We start from the raw sequence: 22,257 nt of genomic DNA on the forward strand, positions 1-22,257 counted from the left end.
CCCCTCCCGCCCGCCATCGACGTTGGCCTATCCCGACGAAAAATGAGCCGTGGAATTCGACGCAATAGGCCAACGTCGATGGAAAGCGCCCGCGTCGCACCCGCCCGTCCCGCCACCCGCCAGTCAGGGGAGAGTCTGTGACGATCCTGGTCAGCCGCGAGCGGTACGCGGCGCTGTACGGCCCCACCACCGGTGACCGTATCCGGCTCGCCGACACGAACCTGCTCATCGAGGTCGAGGAGGACCGCTGCGCGGGCGGCGACGAGGCCGTCTTCGGCGGCGGCAAGGTGATCCGCGAGTCGATGGGCCAGTCGCGGGCCACCCGGGCGCAGGGCGCGCTGGACACCGTCATCACCGGGGCGGTGATCCTGGACCACTGGGGCATCGTCAAGGCCGACATCGGCATCCGCGACGGCCGGATCGTCGCGATCGGACGCGCCGGCAATCCCGACACCATGCCCGGCGTACACCCTGATCTGGTCATCGGCCCGGCGACCGAGGTCGTCGCGGGCAACGGCAAGATCGTGACCGCCGGGGCCGTGGACACGCACGTGCACTTCATCTGCCCGCAGCTCGTGCACGAGGCCCTGGCGGGCGGGGTGACGACGCTGGTCGGCGGCGGCACCGGCCCGGCCGAGGGCACCAAGGCCACCACCGTCACCGCGAACGCCTGGCACCTGGCCCGCATGTTCGAGGCGCTGGACACGTTCCCGGTGAACGTGCTGCTGCTCGGCAAGGGCAACACGGTCTCCGAGGAGGCCATGTGGGAGCAGCTGCGGGCGGGGGCGGGCGGGTTCAAGCTGCACGAGGACTGGGGCACCACGCCCGCGGCGATCGACGCGTGCCTGCGGGTCGCGGACGCGTCCGGGGTGCAGGTGTCGATCCACACCGACACCCTGAACGAGGCCGGGTTCGTGCAGGACACCCTGGCCGCGATCAACGGGCGGGCGATCCACTCGTACCACACCGAGGGGGCCGGGGGCGGCCACGCGCCCGACATCATCACGGTGGCGAGCCTGCCCAACATCCTGCCGTCGTCGACGAACCCGACCCGGCCCTACACCCGAAACACCCTGGCCGAGCACCTGGACATGCTGATGGTGTGCCACCACCTGAACGCGGCCGTGCCGGAGGACCTGGCGTTCGCGGAGAGCCGCATCCGGCCGTCCACGATGGCCGCCGAGGACCTGCTGCACGACCTCGGCGCGATCTCGATCATCGGGTCGGACTCGCAGGCGATGGGCCGCATCGGCGAGATCGTGCTGCGCACCTGGCAGACCGCGCACGTGATGAAGGACCGGGTCGGCTCGCTGGCCGGTGACTCGTCGGCCGACAACAACCGGGCCAAGCGGTACGTCGCGAAGTACACCATCTGCGCGGCCATGGCCAACGGCCTGGAGGAGCAGATCGGCTCCGTCGAGCCCGGCAAGCTCGCCGACCTCGTGGTCTGGGACCCGGCGTTCTTCGGGGTCCGGCCGCACCTGGTGATGAAGGGCGGCATGATCGCGTACGCGCAGATGGGCGACGCGAACGCGTCCATCCCCACCCCGCAGCCGATGCTGCCCCGCCCGATGTTCGGCGCGTACGGCGTCGTGCCCGCGAAGACCTCACTCGCCTTCGTCGCCCCGGCGGCCCTGGAGGCGGGCCTGGAACTGGACGTCAAGCGGGCAATGGTGCCCGTCGCCGACGTGCGCTCGCGCGGCAAGGCCGACCTGCCCCACAACGGCGCGATGCCGCGCATCGAGGTCGACGCGGACACGTTCACCGTCCGCATCGACGGCGAGGTCGTCGACCCCGACCCGCCCACGGTCCTGCCCATGGCCCAGCGGTACTTCCTCTTCTGATGCACCGCACCGCGTACCTGTTGCTGGCCGACGGGCGGTTCCCGTCCGGCGGCCACGCCCACTCCAGCGGCCTCGAAGCGGCCGTCGCGGCCGGCCGGGTCACCGACCTGCCCGGTCTCGAAGCCTTCCTGCACGGCCGCCTCTCCTACGCCGCCCCCGTCACCGCCGCCTTCACCGCCGCCACCCACCTGTCCGCTGCGCGGATGGGAAGGGCACCTTGCAGTACACATAGCGATGTGAAGGTGCCCTTCCTTTCCCTCGATCGGGAGTTGGAGGCGCGGACGGTGTCGCCGGCGCTGCGGCTGGCGTCGCGGCGGCAGGGCAGGGCGCTGCTGCGGGCGGGGCGGAACACCTGGCCCAGTGAGGTGTACGGGCACCTGCCGAAGCATGCGGACGGGCCGCACCAGCCGCTGGCGCTGGGCGTGACGGCGGCCGCGGCGGGACTGTCCACGGAGGAGGCCGCGCAGGTCGCGGCGTACGGGGTGCTCACCGGGCCGGCCAGTGCGGCGGTGCGGCTGCTCGGGCTGGACCCGTACCAGGTGCAGAACCTGCTGGCCAGGATGGCCGGCGTATGCGACGAGATCGCGGCAGCCGCCGCGGCGGTCGCCCACAAGTCCCCGCAGGAGCTGCCGGCCCACGCGGCGCCGCTGGCCGACATCTCCGCCGAACTGCACGCCACCTGGGAGGTGCGTCTCTTTGCGAGCTGACCACGCCTACGACCACGACGAAACGGTGCCCCACACCCACCCGGAGCCGGGCGTCGACCCGCACCCGCCGCTGCCGCGACTGGACCGGGCGGTGCGCATCGGCATCGGCGGGCCGGTCGGGTCCGGTAAGACCGCGCTCGTCGCCGCCCTGTGCCGGGCGCTGGCCGGCGAGCTGCGGCTGGCGGTGGTGACCAACGACATCTACACCACCGAGGACGCCGACTTCCTCAAGCGGGCCGGGGTGCTCGACCCGTCCCGCATCCGCGCGGTCGAGACCGGATGCTGCCCGCACACCGCGATCCGCGACGACATCTCCGCCAACCTCGACGCCGTCGAGGAGCTGGAAGAAGCGCTCGGACCACTGGACCTGGTGCTGGTCGAGAGCGGCGGCGACAACCTCACCGCCACGTTCAGCAAGGGCCTGGTCGATCAGCAGATCTTCGTCGTCGACGTGGCGGGCGGGGACAAGGTGCCGCGCAAGGGCGGGCCCGGCGTCACCACCGCGGACCTGCTCGTCATCAACAAGACCGACCTCGCCCCGCTGGTCGGCGCGGACCTGTCCGTGATGGACCGCGACGCCCGCGCCCGCCGCGGCACGCTGCCGACGATCTTCCAGTCCATCGCGCAGGACCCGCACGCGAGCCAGGTCGCCGACTGGGTACGCCACGTCGTCGCCCACGCCGTGGGCGTCCACGGCCACGACCACGTCCACGCCGGGGCGCACTGATGCGGGCGCTGGCCAGGATCGTCGCCGAGGCCGACGGCCGCGGCGGCACCCGGCTGGCGCGCCTGCGCGGCGAGCCGCCCCTGCAACTGCGGCACACCCCGGACGGCTCGGCGGCGGCGACGGTGCACCTGATCGGCAGCGCCGCCGGGCCGCTCGGCGGCGACGACCTGCGCATCGAGATCGAGGTCGGCGAGGGCGCGTCGCTGTGCGTACGCTCCGTCGCCGCCTCGATCGCCCTGCCCGGCCGGGACGGTGCGCCGTCCCGCACGACCGTCGTCGCGACCGTCGCGGCGGGTGGCGAGCTGCGCTGGCTGCCGGAGCAGCTGGTCGCCGCCGCGGGCTGCCGCCACCAGGCGACATCCACCGTGGAGCTGGCGGGCGGGGGCCGGCTGGTGTGGCGGGAGGAGCTGATCTGCGGGCGGCACGACGAACAGCCCGGTGACGCCGTGGTCAGCACGTCGGTCGACTACGACGGCGCTCCCCTGCTGCGCCAGTCGCTGACGATCGGGCCGGGCACGCCCGGCTGGGACGGCCCGGCCGTGCTCGGCGGGGCACGGGCGACCGGCTCGCTGCTGCTCGTCGACCCCGCCGCCGCGCCCGCGCCGCCCGCCATGCTGGGCGCCACCGCGGTACGGATGCCGCTGACCGGCCCCGCGACGCTGGTCAGCGCCACCGCACCGGACGCGCACACGCTGCGCGGTTTCCTCGGCGCGTGACGCCGAGCGGAGAGCGCTCTCCATCCGGGGGATGACGCGCCCGTCATCGAGCGTGTTCACTGACGGACGTGCGCGACTGGGAGGCCGACTACACCGACTTCGTCACCGTCTACGCCGGACGGCTACGGCGGCTGGCGTACGGCCGCTGCGGCGACTGGGCCACCGCCGACCGGCTGACCCGGCAGGTCCTGCTGGACGTCTACCTGCGCGGGAGCAGCCCCGACCGGGAGCCCCCGGAGATCCACGCCGAGCAGGCGCTGCTCCGGCTGCTGCGCCGTCACGTCACCGAGACGGAGACAGGCCCCGACCTGCTGGCACCGCCGACCCCGTTCACGTCCGACGAGCTGATCGCGGTCGGCCGGGCCCGGCTACGGGTGCGACGTGCCGTCACCGCGGTGGTTACCGTGTTCGGACTGATCGCGGCAGGTGCGGCGCTGATCATGCTGCGGCCTGTCCCGGGCGGGGCGCCGCTGCCCGAGGCCGAGGACTGCATGGCCGGGCTGCCGTCGCCGCCGTCGGGCACCGCCACGCCGTCGGGGCGGCCGGCGAGCGAGGCCGGCGAGGGCGGCATGGACCGGCTGACGGCGCTGACCGGCGACCTGCCCCTGCGCACCAGATCGATCCTGCCCGAGCAGGTGCGCCGCGAGCGGCTCGGCTGCGAGGTCGCGGCGTACTTCCTTACCAAGGTGAACCCGGGCGGGCTGGAGCGGGTCGACCTGGGGCTCGACGACCGCGGGGACGACCGGCCGCTGGCGGCGCTGCTCGACCCGGCGATCGGTCCGGCGGCGCTGACGGTCGCGGTGCGGATCACCACCGCCAGCGGGCAGGGCACCGTGACGATCTCGGTGGCCCCGACGACGGCCCGCCCGGACGAACGGCACTGCGCCCGGCTCACCATCTGCCGCCTGTCGACGGTGACCGAGGAGGGCCTGGTCGTCGAGCAGTACGGCGTGCACGAGACGCCGGAGGCGGTGAAAGCCGGACACCGGCTGGGCGCCGATGCGGACTGGTGGTCGGTGGCGGTCTACACGGGCCACAGCATGGTCCTGGTGACGATCACGAACACGCCCGACGTGCGCGCGGCGCTGCCGGCCAGCGCCCAGTACACACCGCTCGGCGAGCAGGTCACCACGCTGGCCGCCGACCCCCGGCTCGCGGTGTTCGACCCGCCCGCCGCCGCGACACCGTCCGCGGCCGGACCGGCCGTTCACGCCAGCGGCAGGACCCGGGCGATCCGGATCGACTTGCCGCCGCCCGCCGCCGGGTAGGCCGCGCTGCCGTCCGAGTATGCCTTGAACGCCTGGTAGTCGTGGTCCCGGACGTTGGCGGTGAACTTCGCGCCGACCGTCTTGCCGGTGGCGGCGTCGTACACCTGCGCGGCGATCGCCGAGCCCGACGCCCAGGCGAGCAGCATCCGGCCGGTTCCGTAGCTCACCAGGTGCGGGTGGCTCGATCGGGCCGCGGTCTTGATCGTGAGGTTCGACTTGCCGGTGGTGAAGCGCTCCAGCCGTACGCCGCCGCCCTGGCTCCACGCCGTCCAGTAACCGCGGCTCGGCGCGAGCACCAGGTCACCGCCGAACAGGCTGCCGTCGCAGGTTCCCGCCGCCACGGTCCGGTACGGGTCCGGCTGCGCGATGCGGCACGCGTTGTCGGTCGCGCACACCATCGCGTAATGGCTGGTCCGCGGATCCCACACGATGCGCGTCGTCCAGCTGTGGCTGCACCCGACCTCGAAACTGTCGCGGTGCCCGGACACCAGTCTGCCGTTCGCGTCGACGACCTGCATGCGGTCGCCCTCGTGGATGTCGACGCAGGAGCCGTTGCGCACGGTGATGGCGACGCCGAAGTACGCCGCGTAGTTCTTGCCGTCGGTGGCGAGCCGGCCGTGGTGCTGGTACCACCAGACGAAGCGCGCGCCGTCGTCGTAGCCGGTGCGGCCGCCGCCGAGGTTGGTGACCTGGCGTTCCCACACCTGGCGGCCGGTGTCGTCGAACCGGACCATGTACATGGTCTTGCACGGGCTCGACGAGCCGCCGCAGAGCTTGCCGCCGCCGCAGTCGCCCTTGCGGGTCAGCAGCACGACCCCGCCGGTGCGGTCGGCGTGCACGTCCTGCAGGTCGATGCCGACGAAGCTGGTGGGGGTGCCGATGAGCTTGTCGTCGCAGTCGAGCCGGCCGAGGTGAACCCGCCCGTTGGTGCCGAGCCAGGCCAGCCAGGAGCCGCCTGCGGGCCGCTCCGCGATCGCCATGGGCAGCGGCTCGGTGTCGCCCTCGCGGCCGTACCCGGTGACGGCGGCGCTCAGCTTGACCTCGGTGACCTTCACGACCGGCTTCGGCCCGGCGACCCGGGCGCAGGGCCCGACCGGCTGCGCCGACGGCGACGCGGCGGGGCTCGTAGTCGCCGACGCCGACGCCGACGGGTCCGGGGTGGCCGGACCCTGGGCCTGCGCGGGGGCCGCGGGGTCGGACCCGAACCAGGAACCCGGGCCGCCCGCGGCGGCGGTGAGGGCGGCCGTGGCCAGCACGGCGACCGCGGACAGTCCGGCGGCGACCAGCAGCAGCCGCCGCTTCGACGCGCGGCCCCGGTGCCGACCGGCGCTGGATGACGGGGTGTCGCCGATGCTCATACGTGTCCTCAGGTCTGCCGCCGACCGAACCGGGCGCGGATCCGGGGCGACTCTACCGACCCTTTGTGACCGCTCACAATCCACACCGGACGGCGGGCCCCCACCACACCGCCGAGGCGGCGACGGCCCGGGGGCCTCGGAGATCGGGCCGCCGCCGGTGGTGCCGCAACCCGCACCGCCGGCGGCGGCCGAGACAATTTCACGAAGACATCTTCGCTTACGGGCGGTTTTGGCTAGTCTGCCGTACATGAACCTATTTGCGCCTTCACGGCAGCGCCTCACTCTCGCGGTGGCCACCGCGGCGCTGGCGATCCCGCTCGTCGCCGCGCCCGGCGTCGCGAAGGCGCACGTCTCCCCCGGCCGGGCCGCGCCCGCGCACGCCGCCTCCTGGCGCGTCGCGCCCTGCCCGAAGCCCGCCGGGCCGCGGGTGTCCGCGCCGACACGCCCGTCCCCGCCCTCGGCCGACCCCGTCCTGCGCACCGTCGGCGGCGACGAGCTGGCCACCGCGGGGCTGGCCGTGCCCGCTTCCGCCGCCGCGCCGCCCGCGGTCACCGCCACCTCCTGGCTGGTCGCCGACCTCGACAGCGGCGCGGTGCTCGGCGCGTGCGGCGCCCACGAGTACGCCACCCCGGCCAGCGTGCAGAAGCTGCTGCTCGCGGCGACCATGATCGCGCGGCTCGACCCGAAACGCGTCGTCACCATCACCCGCGAGGACGTCGACATCGAGCCGGGCAGCTCCTCGGCGGGGCTGATCGAGGGCGGCCGGTACACGGTGGAGACGCTGTGGCTGGGGCTGCTGCTCGCCTCCGGCAACGACGCCGCGAACGTGCTGGCCCGCCTGGGCGCCGGCTCCGCCGAGGCCGGGGTCCGCGAGATGAACGAGCTGGCCGCGAAGCTCGGCGCGTTCCAGACGCACGCGGTCACCCCGTCCGGCCTGGACGCGCCCGGCCAGTTCACCAGCGCCTACGACCTCGCCCTGATCATGCGGGCGTGCCTGGCCGAGCCGCTGTTCCGCAAGTACGCCCTCACCCGGTACACGCAGATCCCCGACCAGGGCAAGCACCACAAGGGCTTCCAGATCCAGAACCAGAACCTGCTGATCGACAACTACCCGGGCGCGCTCGGCGGCAAGACCGGCTACACCGACCTGGCCCGGCACACCTATGTCGGCGCGGCCGAGCGCAACGGGCGGCGGCTGGTCGTCAGCGTGCTCGGCGCCGAATACGTGCCGCTGCGCGGCTGGGAACAGGGCGCGGCGCTGCTCGACTGGGGCTTCGCCCAGCCCGCCGACGCCTCGGTCGGGCGGCTGGTCGACGGGGGCGCGGCTGCGGCGAACCCGTCGGCGGCGGCCCAGGCCGCCGACACCCCGGGCACCGGCACGAACGCCCTCGCGGGCGAGGGCGGCACGGGCACGCCGCCGCTGCTCGCGTTCGGCGCGGTGATCGCGGCGGCCGGGCTGGTGCTCTCGGCGGCCGCCCGGCGACGGCGCGGCAACCATACGCGGCGCTGACCGGTCGGCCGACACCGAAGCGCGATCCGCGGCACCGGGCCGGTGAGGGCCCGGTGGCCGCGGATCGTCGTTCAGCGGCGCCCGGCCGACCGCGCCGGGGGCGTGATCCGCACCCGCTGCACGGGGCGGCTCTCGATGTCGCCCAGCTGGCCGCAGATCGTCGAGCGCAGCTCGTCGTAGCCGGCGAACGAGTAGTCCTGGAACAGCGTGTAACCGGCCCACATCAGGTTCGCGCACACCTGCGGCGGCACCTTGCCCGTCGCCGCGCCCATGCCGACCAGCGCGATCGAGGTGATGCTGCCGGGCTCGCGCTCATTCTGCAGGTGCACGGCCTGGAACGCGGCCGCGCACGCCAGCGCCACGTTGAGCGTCTCGCGCACGTTCTCCGCCGACTGGTTCATCGTCGGCGTCGAGATCAGGAACTTCGGGTTGGCCGCGCCCGACGGCACGCACACCGCGCTGCCGATCGGCAGCGACCCGCCGAACCCGTCCCGGATCGCCCGCTGCACCCGCAACTGGATGCCCGCGCCCAGGTGCCGCTTGATGACCGCGTCCACGCCGCCGTTCATGTCGCCCAGCGAGTTGGTCGGGCTGACCCACGCGTCGACACGCCGGTCGATGATCGACCCGCGTGAGATCTCGACCTCGGGGGTGTCGGCGAACGCCGACTGCCACGCCTGCACCACCTTCGTGTTGACGTCACTCAGCACTACCTTGAGCTGGGGCTTCATCTCGCTGACAGTCATGGTTCGCTCCGGTCACGGGGAAGGGGGTGGGTCCAGCGGCTCGAAAGATAGCGGGCCGCACCGACGAAATCCCGGCGGCCGGGTCGTGATCGAACGGACGTCCGCGAGTTGTCGTGGCCCGGTGTTAGCGTCCGGTCCGCCTGGCGCGGCTGATCTTCGGGTCGCCGCGCGCGGAGCCCAAGCCGATCACCGTGCCAGCCGGCACGGCCGCCCCCGGGAGCACACCATGAGCGACAACGCCGCGCCGACGCCGGCCGGGCAGGACGACCCGCTCGGCCTCGCCGAACTGTTCAACGGCGGCGGCGAGCCGTGGCTGCCGCTGCTCAAGCCGGTCATCGAGGCGCAGCCCGGCGCGGCCACCTTCATCGGCCCGGGTCGCGGCCCGCAGGTCGTGCCCGTCCGCGAGCTGACCTTCCAGGCGCTCAAGCCGAACCCGCCGCACAAGTGGAAGGTCGTCGTCTTCGGGCAGAACCCGTACCCCCGGCCGGAGAGCGCGACCGGCATCGCCATGTTCGACAACACCTTCCACGACTGGAACGACAGCCAGTTCGGCAAGGTCATCACGATCCGCTGCATCATCAAGGCGGCGGCGATGTGGAAGCACGGCATCCCGAAGAAGACGCCGATCGCCGACATCCGCAAGCTGCTGCGCCAGCACGACACCGTGCAGCCGCCGGAGTGGTTCCAGGCGATGCTGACCCAGGGTGTGCTGCTGCTCAACGCGTCGCTGACGGCCAGCGGCGACGGCGCGATGGGCGTCGACCAGCACACCGCGTTCTGGCGGCCGGTGGTCGAGAAGCTCGTCGAGGAGATCCTGCGGTCCAAGCAGCACGCCGACGAGCAGGACCGCGGCGTCGTGTTCGCGTGGTGGGGCGCGCACGCCCGCGGCCTGAAGAACCTGGTGGTACGGCTGCAGAAGAAGTATCCGGAGGTCGAGGTCCGGCACATCGACCACCCCAACCCGGCGGCGCAGGGCGACATCTTCTGCGACGGCGAGCACTTCGCCACGGTCAACGAGGCACTGCGGGAACTCGGCGCCGACGAGGTCGACTGGCTGCCGAGCAAGGGCTGGAACACCGGCGCCGGCCAGGGCGCCGACGCGGACACCGCCGACCGGATGGGTGCGTTCATCGCGTCCACCATGGAGCTGCACAAGCTCTACCTGGAGCGACTCGCCAGCGTCAAGGACGAGGGCCTGGCGCTGCCCGCGATCACCGGCGTCTTCGACACCCCGCTGATGGACTTCCGCGAAGCCGTCGCCCCGGCCGCCAAACTGCTGTCCGGGCTCGACTGGTATGTGGAGAGCTCGCACGACTTCGGCCGCAGGCAGGCCGAGCAGGCAACCGGCGGGCTGACCGCCGACGAGGTCGCGGCGCTGTACCTGTACACGTGCGAGTCGGCGTTCTACCGCCAGATCAACGCCACGCTGCGCCACCCCGACCGCACCCGGATCACGCCGTACCTGCCGTACCTGCGGCTGCTGTTCTCGGCCGTGTCGCGGCTGCCCGCGCGCACCGAGCCGCTGTGGCGCGGGGTGGCGCTGGACCTGCGGGCGCAGTACCCGGTGGGCCAGACGGTGACCTGGTGGGGTGTGTCGTCGTGCACCTCGAAGCTCGGGGTGGCGCGGGCGTTCCTCGGCAGCCGGGGCAAGCGGACCATCTTCGAGGTGACGCCGGCGCGGGCGGTGGGCATCCGCAGCTTCTCGGCGTTCACCGGCGAGGAGGAGTTCATCCTCGCGCCCGGCACGCAGCTCACGGTGACCGACGTGCAGACCGAGCGCGGCGGCTTGTGCACGGTGCGGCTGACCGAGCTGGCCGAGCAGCGCATGGTCGCCTGATCGACCGGGACGGCCCGCCCGCCCGCCGCCGCGCGGGCGGGCGCGCCGTGGCTGTCAGCAGCCCGCGCCGGACCTAATTGGACTGTGGATCACGGCCTGACCGGAAGCGTGCGGGCGACGAAGGCGTCCCGGTGCGCGGGCTGTACCCCCGGGCACCGGGACGGGTCAGGGAAGCCGGTGAAGGCATCGAGCATCAGTCGGCGAAGTGGCGTGGTGCACCGCGTGCGTCACGAGCCGGGCCGGGGGAAGGCGCAGGCGATCCTCGCGTCCCGCGACCGACACTCCGGTGCCGAGGTGGACCTCGGACGCCGTGGCCCTTCGCCCGATGTCATCGCGGAACGGCCCTGTGCCTGCCCGAGCCGTGGAAACGCTCCCGCCCACTGCAGCCTCATATTAAGCCAGGTCTATCGACGTGGCAATGGGCGCTCAGGCGGCGGCGGGCTGGCGGGACAGCGCCGCGGTGAGCGAGCCCAGCAATGCGGCGAGCTGGTCGCGTTCGGCCTCGGGCATGGCCAGTTCGCCGACGCTCCCCCGCACCTGGGCCGCGATGCGGTCGTGCAGCTGGCGGCCGCGCGGGCTGAGGTAGGCGCGGATGCGGCGGCGGTCGAGCGGATCGACCCGGCGGTACACCAGGCTGTGCTCGACGAGCTGGTCGACGACCTTCGTCAGGGTGCCGGGCGGCAGGAACGCGCCGTCGGCGACCTCGGTCATCGGCCGCCCGCCCTCCGCGGCCAGCAGCGTCAGCACCCGCCACGCCTCAGGCGAGCACTGCTCGGCACGCAGGATCGCCGACAGCCGCCGCTGCAGCAACCGCTCAGCCTGGGTGAGCAGGTGCAGCAGATCGGGAGTCGGACCGTGGGGCGCTGGGGCGGACAAAGTCCCTCCTCGACCGGTGGACGTGACTCATGCTACAGAATGGCTTCGAGTGCGGGAACCGTCTGGAGATCATGCGCGGGTCACGGGAACATGTGCCCATGCCCGTACCGCCGCAGCGGTTACCCGGCCTGGTCGTCCCCGGACTGCCCGGCCGGAACGCGGGCACCCTCGGGCAGACGGTGCACGTGGCACTGGTGTTCCCGATGCAGGGCCCGGCCGGGATCTTCGGCCCGACCTGCGAGCTGTGCGCGCAGCTTGCCGTCGAGGAGGTCAACCGCAATGGCGGGGTGCTGGGGCGGGAACTGAGCCTGGTGCCGGTGGACGGCGGGGCCGCCCCGGAGCGGGTCGCCGCGGAGGTCGACGCGCTGGTGTCGCTCGGCGCGGTGCACGGGGTGACCGGCTGGCACATCTCCTCGGTGCGCCAGGCCCTCGCGCCCCGCATCGCGCACCGCGTGCCGTATGTCTACACGGCCCTGTACGAGGGCGGCGAGCGCACCGAAGGCGTCTACCTGACCAGCGAGACCCCCGACGAGCAGCTGCTGCCCGCGATGCGGCTGCTGGGCGGGGAGCACCGGGTGAGACGCTGGTTCGTCGTCGGCAACGACTACGTGTGGCCGCGCCGGACCGCGGCGGCCGCCCACCGGTACGCGGTGGAGTCCGGCACGCAGGTGTGCGGGCAGGCGTTCCTGCCGCTGGGCGTGCACGGCTTCGCCGACGTGCTGCGCCGCATCGAGCGCAGCGCCGCCGACGCGGTGCTGATGCTGCTGGTCGGCAACGACGCGGTGCGCTTCAACCGGGCCTTCGCCGCGTCCGGGCTGGACCAGCGCTGCCTGCGGCTGAGCACGCTGATGGACGAGAACATGCTGATGGCCAGCGGCGCGCACGCCACGCGTGGCCTGTTCAGCACCGCGGGCTTCTTCGCGACGCTGGTGACCCCGGAGAACCTGGACTTCCACGGCCAGTACGCGCGCCGCTTCGGCGTCGAGGCGCCGCAGCCGGGCAGCCTGGGCGAGTCCTGCTACGAGGGTGTGCTGCTGCTGGCCGCGCTGATCAACCGGGCGGGCTCGCTGGACGTGCGGGCCATCGGGTCGGGCGCGGACACGGTCACCTACGAGGGGCCGCGTGGGGCGATCGCGATGCGCCGCCGGCACGCCCGGCAGCGCATCTACCTAGCCGAGGCCGACCGGCTCGACTTCAACGTGCTCACCCAGCTGTGACCGGCACGCTCGCGATCACGTGGAACAGCCGCGCGGTCAGCGGGAACGGCATGCGGTCCGACAGCGCGATCTCCAGGCGCTCCAGCTCGGCGAAGAACGACGCGTCGTACTTGCGCTCGTCGTCGGGGATGTAGTCGCACACCGAGCGGATGCCGTAGTGGCCGAGCACGCCCGCGCCGATGCGGCGCAGCGCGGTGCACACCTCGTCGGCGGTACGCGGGTAGACCGGGGTGTTGAACGTGTGGGTGAACCGCTCGGCGGCGTCGATGGACTCGTACGCCGCGGTCAGGTCCATGTCGCGGATGGCCGCGCGCAGCGGCTCGGAGTGCGCGTTGCCCGCGATGACGCTGAGCAGGCCGCCCTCGCGCAGCGGGGCCAGCACCGTCGACAGCGTCGACTCGACGTCGGCCACGTACGGCAGCAGGTTGTGGCACAGCACCAGGTCGTAGGCCTGCTGCTCGACCACGTCGCCGAGCTTGGCGACGTCGGACTCGATGACGGTGACCCGGTGCGCCACGCCGGTGGACTCGGCCAGCGAGCGTGCCGAGACCAGCATCTGGGGCGAGTAGTCCACCAGGGTGACCTGGTGCCCGGCGACGGCGTAGCGGACCGCCTCGACGCCGTTGCCGCCGGCCACGTCGAGGATGTGCAGCCGGCGTCCGTCGAGGTGGCGGGCGATGTTGTGCTCGGCGAGGGTGTAGCGCAACCGGCCCCAGGGCGCGTCCTGCCACTGCCGCCAGGCGGACACCTTGTCGTCGAACACGTCACGGGTCACGTTGCTCATGGGTTCGACCGTAACGGTTGTTCAGTCGCCGGGCACCCCGGAACACGCGAATACTCCGTACGACGTCAGAAGCGGTTTTCGGGGGCGATGCGGGCGGGTGGGGCGTTTCCGCGGGGCGGGCCGGTGAAGCCGCAGGCACGGCCGCGACGGAACCGTCCGGTCACGACGGTGCGAGACTGAGGACCGCGATTTCGCTAAAGGAGAAGACCATGACGACGGAGCCGCAGGCCCCGAGCACCGCCCGGATGATCGACTACTGGCTCGGCGGGAACCGGCATCACCCGATCGACGTCGCCGCCGCGCAGGCCTTCGAGGGCGCGTACGGGCCGTGTGCGGAGATCTTCCGCTCGCTGCGGGCGTTCTCCGGCCGCGCGGCGCGGCAACTGGCCGCCGAGGGCGTGGACCAGTTCCTCGTCTTCGGCGCGGGCATCCCCGCCCAGGGCAACGTGCACGAGACCGTGCCGGACGCGCGGGTCCTCTACACCGACGTGGACCCGGAGATCGTCGCGGCCGGGCGCGAGCTGCTGGCCGGGCGTCCGGGCGTGGACTACGTGCTCGGTGACGCCGCGAATCCGCGCGGCATCGACCCCGCCGCGCTCGACCGGGCGCTGCCCGACCACGCCACCCGCCCCGTAGGGTTGATCTTCCTGGGCCTGGCGGCGTTCCTCGACGACGCGACCCTCGCCCGCGCCCTGGACGAGATGTACGACCTGGTCCCGGCGGGCAGCCGGCTCGCGTTCGACTTCGACGCGATGGAGCTGTCGGCCTATCCCGAGGCGCTGGCGATGATGGGCCCCGGCTTCCACATGCGCGAGCCCGCCGACTTCGGCAAGCTGCTCGGCCGCTGGCAGCTCACCGCCGACGGCATCGTCCCCGTCGCCGACTGGCGCCCCGACGGCACCCCCGAGCAGGTCCCCGACGCCTTCTGGGGCGGCATCGCCATCAAGTGACCCGCCACCGGGCCGCCGGGCGACCCGCCCGGCGGCCCGGCGCGGCGCGGCCATGATCGCTCGACTTGTCTGGCACATGGGCGTATGCGGGCTCAAGATACGCACGGTTGCCTGGCAAGTCGAGCGATCACGAAGCGGCGCGGCTTGACAGCGGTCGATGGGCGCATGATCCTGAGTGCCGGGTGCGGCGGCGCGCTCCCCTGACCGATCGTCGGCCGATCAGGAGCGTTCTCATGCCGTACACCCGCCGTCATGTCCTGCGCCTGGGCACCGCGACCCTCGTGGTCGCCGCCGTCCCGGCCGTCTCGCTGCCCGCGCTGGCCGCCGCCGTCGTCACCGCCGACCTGGTGGTCTACGGGGCGACCTCGGCCGGGATCGCCGCCGCGGTGACCGCACGCAGGCTGGGCCGCAGCGCGGTGATCGTCGAGCCCGGCTCGCACGTCGGCGGCCTGTCGAGCGGCGGGCTGGGCATGACCGACAGCGGCGTCAAGGCCGCCATCGGCGGCCTGGCCGCGGAGTTCTACCGCCGGGTGTACGCGAAGTACAACGGCACCGCCGTCACCCCCACCTCCCCCGCCCGGTTCACGTTCGAGCCGCACGTCGCCGCGGTGATCTTCGACGAGCTGCTGGCCGAGGCGGGCGTGCCGGTCTACCTGAACAACCGGATGACCTCGGTGACCATGGCCGGCAACCGGATCAGCGAGGTGGTCTGCGACAACGGGCAGGTGTTCCGCGGCCCGATGTTCGTCGACGCGACGTACGAGGGTGACCTGATGGCGCGGGCCGGGGTCGGCTGGACCGCGGGCCGCGAGGCCAACAGCGTGTACGGCGAGACGATCAACGGGGTGCAGCTGCGCAACGCGCACCAGTTCAACCGGTTCGTCGACCCGTACGCCACCCCGGGCAGCGCGGCCAGCGGGCTGCTGCCCGGCATCTCGGCCGCCCCGGTCGCGCCCGCGGGCAGCGGTGACGGGCGGATCCAGGCGTACAACTTCCGGATGTGCCTGACCCAGGCCGCCAACCGGATCCCGTTCGCCAAGCCCGCGGGCTACGACGCGATCCGCTACGAGCCGCTGGCGCGGTACGTGCAGGCCGGATACACCGGGCCGTTCTTCACCACGCACCAGGTCGGCGGCGGCAAGACGGACTCCAACAACGACGGGGCGTTCTCGACCGACTTCATCGGCCAGAACTACGCCTACCCGACCGCGTCCTACGCGGCCCGCGCGAGCCTGGTCGAGGAGCACCGCGTCTACCAGCAGGGACTGATGTGGTTCCTGGCCAACGACCCTAGGCTGCCCGTCTCTATCCGCAGCGCCACCGCGTCGTGGGGACTGGCTGCGGACGAGTTCACCGGCAACGGCGGCTGGCCCACCCAGCTGTACGTGCGCGAGGCGCGGCGTCTGGTGTCGGCGTACGTCATGACGGAGGCCGACTGCCGCGGCGGGCGGGTCGCGGCCGACTCGGTCGGGCTGGCCAGCTACACCATGGACTCGCACAACTGCCAGCGCGTCGTGGTCGCGGGCGGGCTGAAGAACGAGGGCGACGTGCAGATCGCCGTGCCGCAGCCGTTCGGCATCAGCTACCGGGCGATCGTGCCGTACGAGTCGCAGTGCACGAACCTGCTGGTCCCGGTGTGCCTGTCGGCGAGCCACATCGCGTACGGCTCGATCCGGATGGAACCCGTTTTCATGATCCTCGCCCAGTCGGCGCCGACGGCCGCGCACCTGGCGATCGCGGCCGGGTCTGCGGTGCAGCAGGTGCCGATCGCGACGCTGCAGGCCCGGCTGCGCGCCGACGGGCAGCTGCTGACCTGGCCGTTGACCGCACCCGGCGAGATCATCGTCGACAGCTCCACGTCCGCCGGGGTCACCCGGGCGGGCGTCTGGCTCACCTCCACCTCGGTCGCCGGATACCACGGGCCCGACTACGAGCACGACGACAACACCAACAAGGGCGTCAACCGGCTCCGGTTCACCCCGACCATCCCCACGACCGGGTCCTACCAGGTGTTCCTGCGCTGGACGTCGCACACCAACCGGGCCAGCAACGTCCCTGTCGACGTCTGCGCGGGCGGCACCGTCACCACCCGCACCGTCGACCAGCGCACCGGCGGCGGCCAGTGGGTGTCGCTGGGCACGTTCACGCTGCCCGCGGGCTCGTCCCCGACCGGCGCGAGCGTGCTCATCCGCACCGAGGCCACCAACGGGTACGTCGTCGCCGACGCGGCCCGCTTCGTCCCGGCCTGACCCCGCCTGGCACGGCACGCCGCGGTCACGCCCGGGTTCGCCCGAGCCTGGACGCGGCGTGCCGCGGCCGTGAGAGGATCGGCCGCGTGACGACTCCCCGTCTCGGCCCGGTGTCGCGGGTCGCGGTCCTGGCCGACGTGCACGGCAACGTGCCCGCCCTGCTCGCCGTGCTCGACGAGCTGACCGCCGCCCGTGTCGACCTGATCGTGTTCCTGGGCGACCTGACCTGGGGTCCCGAGCCGCAGACGACGGTGGACCTGGTGCAGGAGCTGGGGCGGCGGGCGGTGTTCGTACGCGGCAACGCCGACCGCGCCGTCGTGGAGCTGGCCCGCGGCGAGCGCGAGCACACCCGTCCCCGCGATCCGTGGATGGTGCGCCAGCACACCGAGGAGGCGGTGGACTTCCTCGCGACGTTCCCGCTCGACGTCGTCATCGACGTGGCGGGCCTGGGCCCGGTGCGGTTCTGCCACGGCTCGCCGCGCGACGACACCGAATGCGTCACGCCCGAGACGTCCGAGGAGCGCTTCGCCGAGCTGTCGCGCGGCACCGAGGAGCACGTGATCGTCACCGGGCACACCCACCTGCAGTTCGACCGCGAGGTCGCGGGCCGGCGCAGCGTGAACCCGGGCAGCGTCGGCCTGCCCTACCACCTGGGCGCACCCGGCACGGCGTACTGGACGCTGCTCGGACCCGAGGTCCAACTGCGCCAGACGTGGTACGACGTGCAGGAGGCGGTCGACCGGTGCCGCACGACCGGCGACCCGAGCGGCGACACGACGGTGCGTTACCTGCTCACCCCGCCGACCCCGGCCGAGATCATCGCCGACGCCGAGAGCCGCGTCTTCGCCGACTGATCACCGGAGGTGCGGCGCGGGAACGGCGCGGCGCACGCCGTTCCCGCGAGCTGGCGCTAGGCCTGGGCGGCGACGGCGCGCAGCTGGCCGAGGGTAGTGCGGAAACCCTTGCCCGCAGCGGCCGGGTCCTCGGCGAGCAGGCCGGTGACCGCCATCGCCTGCGAGCGGGTGGTCGCGACTGCGGCGTCGTCGGAGCCGGTCACGTCGAACACGCCGAAGTCACCGGTCAGCGTGCTGAACGTCGCCGCGGCCGTGGCGTCCTTGGCCAGGTAAAGGACGACCTTCTGGCCGGGCTCCAGCTTCGACATGTGCGCCATGTCGACGACCCGCCCGTTCAGGCCGGTGAGGGTGATCCGATCGCCGGCCTTCGCGGCGGCTCCGTTCGCCGCGCGCAGCACCTCGTCGACCCGGAACCCGGCCGCCTCGACCTCGCCGCGTACTACGAGATCGGCGGTGGCGGTCAGCTCCTTCACCGTGGTGAAGCCCCGCAGCTTGGCGTTGACCGGCGGCGCGGCCTCGGTCGGCGCGGCGTCGCTCGGTGCGACGGCAGCCGTCGTCGGGGCGGCCGCCGGGGTGGCCGGGTCGGTGCTGCCGCAGGCGGCCAGCGCCGCCGCCGCGAGCAGCGCCGCGGTCCCCGCCAGGACGCGGGTGCGGTGGGGGTGCTCGATCCTTGCCATGGAAACGCTCCTCAGCGTGTCGGCGCCGGCCCGGACGGTTCTCGCCCGGGTCGCGGCGCTGCTTACGCCATCTATCTGTGCGCCGCCGTGATCGAGTTCCCGATTTCGGGCAAGAATCTCAGGCGCGTTCGCGGGCCAGCGCGCGCAGCTCCGCCAGCGTGGCGGTGAACCTGCGGTCGCGGGCGGTCGCGTCCTCCTCCCGCAGCCCCGACACCGACATGGCCGGCGAGCGCGCCGTGACGGCGTCGCCGACGACGTCGAACACGCCGAAGTCGCCGCTGAGCGTGGCATACGCGGGCACCGCCGCCTGCGGGTCGTCGGCGGCCAGGTAGAGCACGGTGTGCTGGCCGGCCTCCAGCCGGGACATGCCGATCGGCGGCGTCTCGGGCGCACGCACCGTGATCACGGCGGTCGCGGGCAGCCGGGGCAGCCGGTAGAGCACCTCGGCGACACCGAACACGGCCGTGCGGTCGGGTCCGGCCCCGTCGACGCTCAGCACCTCGCCGCGCACCACGAGATCGGCGGTGTCGGTGAGCTGGCGGACGGTGCCGTACGCCCGGATCTTCGCGACGACACCGCCGCCGGTCGGTTCCGGCGTGGGCGTCGACGCGGCGGGCCCGGAGGCGGCGGGCGTCGGGATCGCCACCACCGGTTCGCGGCCGTTCGTCGCGACCACCGCCGTGACCGTGCCCGCGACGGTGACCAGCGCGGCCGTCGCGAGCGCGGGCCGCAGCAGGCCCCGGCGGGGTGCCCGGGGGGCGGGCGCGGGGGCGTGCTCCGGCTCGGTGATCGCGGCGAGGAGGCGTGCGCGGTGCAGCTCGTGCCGGCCCGGGGGCAGCTCGAGGTGACCGGGGTCGGGCAGCAGCTCGGCGAGCTCCGCCCACTCGGACGGATCCAGCGGCGGGTGCTTCACAGGTGGCCCTCCTCTGCCAGACGACGGGTGCTGTCCTTCATCTGTCCGGCAGGACCGGCCGGGTTCCGGGATGCGCGGGGTGTCTCGTCGACGAGCTTGCGCAGTTTCGTCCGGGCCCGGGACAGGCGCGAGCGCACCGTGCCGACCGGGATGCCCAGCGCCCGCGCCGCCGACTCGTAGTCCAGGCCCTCCCACAGGCACAGCGTGATCACCTCACGCTCGGGACGGCGCAGGGACGCCAGCGCGTCGATGGCGGCGGTGATCCGGCCGCTGTCGTCGAGCCGCCCGGCCACCTCGTCGGCGTGGTCGGGGGCGGTGAACTCGGCCGCGTGCAGCGCCGACGCGGCCGCCCGGTAGCGGCGGTTGCTGCGGGTGTGGTTGCGCGCCTCGTTGGTGGCGATGCCGAGCAGCCACGGCCGCAGCGAGCCGCCCTCGTCGCCGATCCGGTCCCGGGAACGCCAGGCCTGCAGGTACGTGGCGGCCATGACGTCCTCGGCGGTGGACCAGTCGGCGGTGAGCCGGAACGCGTGGTTGTAGACCGACCGCGCGTACTGGTCGAACAGCTCGGCGAACGCGCCGGCATCACCCGCCCGGATCCGGGCGCGCAGACTCGACTCCATGACCACTTCTCTGTCCGGCGAACCACGCCAGTTCCTGTGATCCAGGCCACCGAGCCCGCCCCGTATGGTGCTCACCGACCATATCCATCTGCGGTCCCGGGCCGCCAACGGGCGAAGATCGCTGTTGCTGGTCAGCTGTCCCGAACCAGCGATCTTCACTTCGACGAACACGACGCTCCTCCGCTATCCCAGCATGACCGGAAGGCGTTCCAGGCCCCGCATCACCCGCGACGGTCGCCACGTCAGGTCCTCGACGCGGAACGCGAGGCTGATCCGCGGGCAGCGCGCCAGCAGCAGGCCGAAGGCGACCCGGGCCTCCATCCGGGCCAGCGCCGCGCCGATGCAGAAGTGCGGTCCGCGGCCGAAGGCCAGGTGGTCGTTGGGCTGCCGGGCGAGGTCGAGGCGGTCGGGCTCGGCGAACCAGGCCGCGTCACGGTTGGCCGAGCCGATGAGCAGGCTGACGATCGCGCCTGCGGGGATCACGCCGCCGGTCAGCTCGACCGGCGCCGTGCTGACCCGGAAGGTCGCGTCGCGCACGGGCGAGTCGTAGCGCAGCAGCTCCTCGATCGTGCTCGGCATCAGGTCGGGCTCCTCCCGCAGCCGCAGGAGTTCGCCAGGGTGGCGCAGCAGCGCGAGCATGCCGTTGCCGATGAGGTTGACCGTGGTGTCGTGCCCCACGAGCAGCAGCAGGTACGCGGTGCCGATCAGCTCCTCCTCACCGAGGTGGTCGCTGCCGTCGTGCGCGGCGACCAGCGCGCCGAGCAGGTCGGCCTCGGCGACGCCCGCGGCGGCGTGCGCGCGCTTGTGGGCGACCAGCGCGAGCAGGTACTCGCGCAGTTCCCGCTCCTGCACCGCCCGGCGCGCGGCGTCGGCCGACGGGATCACGGTCGCGGCGAGGATCTGCCTGGTACGTGCGGTGTTCAGCGCGTCGGGGACGCCGAGGATCGTGCAGATCAGGTTGAAGGTCAGCGGCATCGCGAACTCTTCGATCAGGTCGACCACGCCGAACTCGGGCAGCCTGGCGAGCAGGTCCTGCGCCGTTCGCGTGATCAGCGGCTCCAGCGCGGCGACCCGGCGCGGGATGAACGCCGCATTCACCAGGCGGCGCAGGCGGGTGTGCTCGGGCGGGTCGGCGTGCACGAGGTGCCGGTTCAGGCCCGCCGGGCCGGGAACGTAGGCGGGCACCAGCTCGGGGCGCTTGCTGAGCCGGGCGTCGGACAGCAGCGCCCGGACGTCGGCGTGACTCGCCACATGCCACACCGACAGGCCGCTGCGCTTGCGCTCGTGCAGCACGGGCGCATTCCGGCGCAGCCACGCGAAGAAGGGGTACGGGTCGCTGTTGCGATCACGCAGCAGCTCCGGGGGTACGTCGTCCAGCGAGGTCCACGGTCCCGCCGCGAACTGCACGTCGGCGTCCCCTGGCGGCATACCCATACGTTCCCCACTCAGATCGCAAGCCCCTGACCAGCACAAACTTGGCGATCTTATACGAAACGGACACAACCCCTGCAAGCCGCCACCCCGCCACCCCGCCCGCCCGTGCGCGCCCCGCCGCCCGTGCGGCAACTCTTAAAAACTCGCGCCCTCGGACACGTTCCGAGGGCGCGAGTTTTTGAGAGTTGCGCCAGGCGGTGGCGGCGGGTGGGTCAGGCGCGGCGTTCGATCTGGGCGCGGACGCGGGGGAAGGCCGCCTTGGCTTCGTTCTGGTCGTAGTCCCAGAGCATGACCATGCCGATGCTGCCGCTGTCGGCCCACGCGCACATGTAGACGCTGCCGAGGACCTCCTGGTGACCGCACTTCGCCGCGCCGCCGAACGAGCCGGTGGACACGGAGAAGAAGCCGGCGAACCCGTCGTCGGCCATGTTCTGGGTCAGCCACTGCATCTCGGTGGCCGGCGACTTGAGCCGGGTCGAGGTCGCCGCGTAGAAGGCGATCTTCTTCCCGCCAGCCGACTCGGCGTCGCCGTACGCCCCGGACACCCACTTGGCCTGCACGTATCGCTGCTTGAGCTCCGTGGGCACCGGACCGACGCTCTCGGTCGACTTGGCGATGCCGTCAAGCGTCGACGGCACGCGCAGCGTGATCCTCACCGGGACCTTGGTAGGCGACTTCGACGGCGACGGCTGTACCGAGGGCTGAGCCGACGGGGACGGGGTCGGCGACGCCGAAGGCAGCTCGGACGGGGTCGGCGCGGCCGACGCCTCCGACGTGCTCCACGCGGCCGGCTCGGTGGCGGCCGGGGTCTCCTCGTCGCCGCCGGACGCGAACCAGACCGCGCCCGCGCCGACCGCCAGGACCGCGACCAGCGCCGACACCGCCCACACCGCGCGCCGGGGCCTGCCCACCGGCGGCACGGCCTCGACGCCGTCCGAGTGTTCCTGCATGTGCCCGTTCCCCGCATTCT

General features: G+C 73.0%; 20 protein-coding genes. 11 read left to right on the forward strand and 9 right to left on the reverse strand.

Annotation, left to right across the window (positions count from 1 at the left end; all coding sequences use genetic code 11):
* Positions 1–137: 137 nt before the first annotated feature.
* From Cco03nite_RS20075 to Cco03nite_RS20095, 5 genes are all read left to right on the forward strand, one after another.
* Positions 138–1,844, forward strand: a complete 1,707-nt coding sequence (locus Cco03nite_RS20075; protein ID WP_275412062.1) for an urease subunit alpha — start codon at positions 138–140, stop codon at positions 1,842–1,844.
* On the forward strand, positions 1,844–2,551 hold the full coding sequence (locus Cco03nite_RS20080; RefSeq protein ID WP_203693681.1) for an urease accessory protein UreF: 708 nt from the start codon (positions 1,844–1,846) through the stop codon (positions 2,549–2,551). The genes Cco03nite_RS20075 and Cco03nite_RS20080 overlap by 1 nt, the downstream gene beginning before the upstream one ends.
* A complete protein-coding gene (gene ureG / locus Cco03nite_RS20085; RefSeq protein ID WP_203693682.1) occupies positions 2,541–3,278 on the forward strand; it encodes an urease accessory protein UreG in 738 nt (245 codons plus the stop codon). The genes Cco03nite_RS20080 and ureG overlap by 11 nt, the downstream gene beginning before the upstream one ends.
* Positions 3,278–3,994: an urease accessory protein UreD gene (locus tag Cco03nite_RS20090; RefSeq protein ID WP_203693683.1), complete on the forward strand. Its 717-nt coding sequence runs from the start codon at positions 3,278–3,280 to the stop codon at positions 3,992–3,994. Before ureG ends, Cco03nite_RS20090 begins: the two co-directional genes overlap by 1 nt.
* 68 nt (positions 3,995–4,062) lie before the next feature.
* A complete protein-coding gene (locus Cco03nite_RS20095; protein ID WP_203693684.1) occupies positions 4,063–5,262 on the forward strand; it encodes a hypothetical protein in 1,200 nt (399 codons plus the stop codon).
* Here the strand turns inward: Cco03nite_RS20095 and Cco03nite_RS20100 are convergent.
* Complete coding sequence (locus tag Cco03nite_RS20100; RefSeq protein ID WP_203693685.1) at positions 5,202–6,620, reverse strand: hypothetical protein; 1,419 nt, start codon at positions 6,618–6,620, stop codon at positions 5,202–5,204. The two genes, Cco03nite_RS20095 and Cco03nite_RS20100, sit on opposite strands and share 61 nt — an antisense overlap.
* A gap of 247 nt (positions 6,621–6,867) precedes the next feature.
* Here Cco03nite_RS20100 and Cco03nite_RS20105 point away from each other — a divergent pair, with 247 nt between their 5' ends.
* On the forward strand, positions 6,868–8,130 hold the full coding sequence (locus tag Cco03nite_RS20105; protein ID WP_203693686.1) for a D-alanyl-D-alanine carboxypeptidase family protein: 1,263 nt from the start codon (positions 6,868–6,870) through the stop codon (positions 8,128–8,130).
* Positions 8,131–8,201: 71 nt separating this feature from the next.
* Here Cco03nite_RS20105 and Cco03nite_RS20110 read toward each other — a convergent pair whose 3' ends face one another.
* Positions 8,202–8,876 carry a macro domain-containing protein gene (locus tag Cco03nite_RS20110; protein ID WP_203693687.1) on the reverse strand — a complete coding sequence of 225 codons (675 nt, stop codon included), beginning with the start codon at positions 8,874–8,876 and terminating at the stop codon, positions 8,202–8,204.
* Positions 8,877–9,102: 226 nt separating this feature from the next.
* Between Cco03nite_RS20110 and Cco03nite_RS20115 the strand changes: the two genes are divergently transcribed.
* A complete protein-coding gene (locus Cco03nite_RS20115; protein ID WP_203693688.1) occupies positions 9,103–10,713 on the forward strand; it encodes an ADP-ribosyltransferase domain-containing protein in 1,611 nt (536 codons plus the stop codon).
* 426 nt (positions 10,714–11,139) lie between these two features.
* Here the strand turns inward: Cco03nite_RS20115 and Cco03nite_RS20120 are convergent, their stop codons facing one another.
* Entirely contained in the window at positions 11,140–11,589 is a 450-nt protein-coding gene (locus Cco03nite_RS20120) for a MarR family winged helix-turn-helix transcriptional regulator (RefSeq protein WP_239167501.1), read from the reverse strand.
* A 98-nt stretch (positions 11,590–11,687) separates the two neighbouring features.
* Between Cco03nite_RS20120 and Cco03nite_RS20125 the strand changes: the two genes are divergently transcribed.
* Positions 11,688–12,806: a substrate-binding domain-containing protein gene (locus Cco03nite_RS20125; RefSeq protein WP_203693689.1), complete on the forward strand. Its 1,119-nt coding sequence runs from the start codon at positions 11,688–11,690 to the stop codon at positions 12,804–12,806.
* On the opposite strand, the gene Cco03nite_RS20130 is transcribed toward Cco03nite_RS20125, so the two are convergent.
* A complete protein-coding gene (locus tag Cco03nite_RS20130; RefSeq protein ID WP_203693690.1) occupies positions 12,793–13,590 on the reverse strand; it encodes a methyltransferase domain-containing protein in 798 nt (265 codons plus the stop codon). The two genes, Cco03nite_RS20125 and Cco03nite_RS20130, sit on opposite strands and share 14 nt — an antisense overlap.
* A 209-nt stretch (positions 13,591–13,799) precedes the next feature.
* Between Cco03nite_RS20130 and Cco03nite_RS20135 the strand changes: the two genes are divergently transcribed.
* The 3 genes from Cco03nite_RS20135 to Cco03nite_RS20145 all read left to right on the forward strand — a co-directional run bounded on the left by Cco03nite_RS20135 (position 13,800) and on the right by Cco03nite_RS20145 (position 17,643).
* Positions 13,800–14,540: an SAM-dependent methyltransferase gene (locus tag Cco03nite_RS20135; RefSeq protein ID WP_203693691.1), complete on the forward strand. Its 741-nt coding sequence runs from the start codon at positions 13,800–13,802 to the stop codon at positions 14,538–14,540.
* A gap of 233 nt (positions 14,541–14,773) precedes the next feature.
* Positions 14,774–16,789: an FAD-dependent oxidoreductase gene (locus tag Cco03nite_RS20140; RefSeq protein ID WP_203693692.1), complete on the forward strand. Its 2,016-nt coding sequence runs from the start codon at positions 14,774–14,776 to the stop codon at positions 16,787–16,789.
* Positions 16,790–16,875: 86 nt separating this feature from the next.
* A complete protein-coding gene (locus Cco03nite_RS20145; RefSeq protein ID WP_239167502.1) occupies positions 16,876–17,643 on the forward strand; it encodes a metallophosphoesterase family protein in 768 nt (255 codons plus the stop codon).
* A 56-nt stretch (positions 17,644–17,699) separates the two neighbouring features.
* Here the strand turns inward: Cco03nite_RS20145 and Cco03nite_RS20150 are convergent, their stop codons facing one another.
* The 5 genes from Cco03nite_RS20150 to Cco03nite_RS20170 form a co-directional block, all read right to left on the reverse strand.
* Positions 17,700–18,320, reverse strand: coding sequence for a hypothetical protein (locus tag Cco03nite_RS20150; protein ID WP_203693693.1), 621 nt, complete (start codon positions 18,318–18,320; stop codon positions 17,700–17,702).
* Positions 18,321–18,438: 118 nt separating this feature from the next.
* Positions 18,439–19,233 carry a hypothetical protein gene (locus Cco03nite_RS20155; protein ID WP_203693694.1) on the reverse strand — a complete coding sequence of 265 codons (795 nt, stop codon included), beginning with the start codon at positions 19,231–19,233 and terminating at the stop codon, positions 18,439–18,441.
* The gene (locus Cco03nite_RS20160; protein WP_203693695.1) at positions 19,230–19,853 is read right to left on the reverse strand and encodes an RNA polymerase sigma factor; all 624 of its coding nucleotides are present in this window, start codon (positions 19,851–19,853) and stop codon (positions 19,230–19,232) included. Before Cco03nite_RS20160 ends, Cco03nite_RS20155 begins: the two co-directional genes overlap by 4 nt.
* Positions 19,854–20,036: 183 nt before the next feature.
* Positions 20,037–21,281, reverse strand: coding sequence for a cytochrome P450 family protein (locus Cco03nite_RS20165; RefSeq protein WP_203693696.1), 1,245 nt, complete (start codon positions 21,279–21,281; stop codon positions 20,037–20,039).
* Positions 21,282–21,499: 218 nt separating this feature from the next.
* Positions 21,500–22,237 carry a hypothetical protein gene (locus tag Cco03nite_RS20170; RefSeq protein ID WP_203693697.1) on the reverse strand — a complete coding sequence of 246 codons (738 nt, stop codon included), beginning with the start codon at positions 22,235–22,237 and terminating at the stop codon, positions 21,500–21,502.
* Positions 22,238–22,257: the final 20 nt, after the last annotated feature.

Origin of the sequence: Catellatospora coxensis, assembly GCF_016862635.1 — a bacterium.
GTDB classification, from domain to species: Bacteria; Actinomycetota; Actinomycetes; order Mycobacteriales; family Micromonosporaceae; genus Catellatospora; species Catellatospora coxensis.

What these genes read in the sequence shown, in the direction of transcription:
- Cco03nite_RS20125 (WP_203693689.1), top strand. Translation starts at nt 11,688, where the DNA reads ATGCCCGTACCGCCGCAGCGGTTACCCGGCCTGGTCGTCCCCGGACTG.
- Cco03nite_RS20135 (WP_203693691.1), top strand. Translation starts at nt 13,800, where the DNA reads ATGACGACGGAGCCGCAGGCCCCGAGCACCGCCCGGATGATCGACTAC.
- Cco03nite_RS20140 (WP_203693692.1), top strand. Translation starts at nt 14,774, where the DNA reads ATGCCGTACACCCGCCGTCATGTCCTGCGCCTGGGCACCGCGACCCTC.
- Cco03nite_RS20115 (WP_203693688.1), top strand. Translation starts at nt 9,103, where the DNA reads ATGAGCGACAACGCCGCGCCGACGCCGGCCGGGCAGGACGACCCGCTC.
- Cco03nite_RS20150 (WP_203693693.1), bottom strand. Translation starts at nt 18,320, where the DNA reads ATGGCAAGGATCGAGCACCCCCACCGCACCCGCGTCCTGGCGGGGACC.
- Cco03nite_RS20090 (WP_203693683.1), top strand. Translation starts at nt 3,278, where the DNA reads ATGCGGGCGCTGGCCAGGATCGTCGCCGAGGCCGACGGCCGCGGCGGC.
- Cco03nite_RS20080 (WP_203693681.1), top strand. Translation starts at nt 1,844, where the DNA reads ATGCACCGCACCGCGTACCTGTTGCTGGCCGACGGGCGGTTCCCGTCC.
- Cco03nite_RS20105 (WP_203693686.1), top strand. Translation starts at nt 6,868, where the DNA reads ATGAACCTATTTGCGCCTTCACGGCAGCGCCTCACTCTCGCGGTGGCC.
- Cco03nite_RS20165 (WP_203693696.1), bottom strand. Translation starts at nt 21,281, where the DNA reads ATGCCGCCAGGGGACGCCGACGTGCAGTTCGCGGCGGGACCGTGGACC.
- Cco03nite_RS20160 (WP_203693695.1), bottom strand. Translation starts at nt 19,853, where the DNA reads ATGGAGTCGAGTCTGCGCGCCCGGATCCGGGCGGGTGATGCCGGCGCG.
- Cco03nite_RS20130 (WP_203693690.1), bottom strand. Translation starts at nt 13,590, where the DNA reads ATGAGCAACGTGACCCGTGACGTGTTCGACGACAAGGTGTCCGCCTGG.
- Cco03nite_RS20170 (WP_203693697.1), bottom strand. Translation starts at nt 22,237, where the DNA reads ATGCAGGAACACTCGGACGGCGTCGAGGCCGTGCCGCCGGTGGGCAGG.
- Cco03nite_RS20100 (WP_203693685.1), bottom strand. Translation starts at nt 6,620, where the DNA reads ATGAGCATCGGCGACACCCCGTCATCCAGCGCCGGTCGGCACCGGGGC.
- Cco03nite_RS20110 (WP_203693687.1), bottom strand. Translation starts at nt 8,876, where the DNA reads ATGACTGTCAGCGAGATGAAGCCCCAGCTCAAGGTAGTGCTGAGTGAC.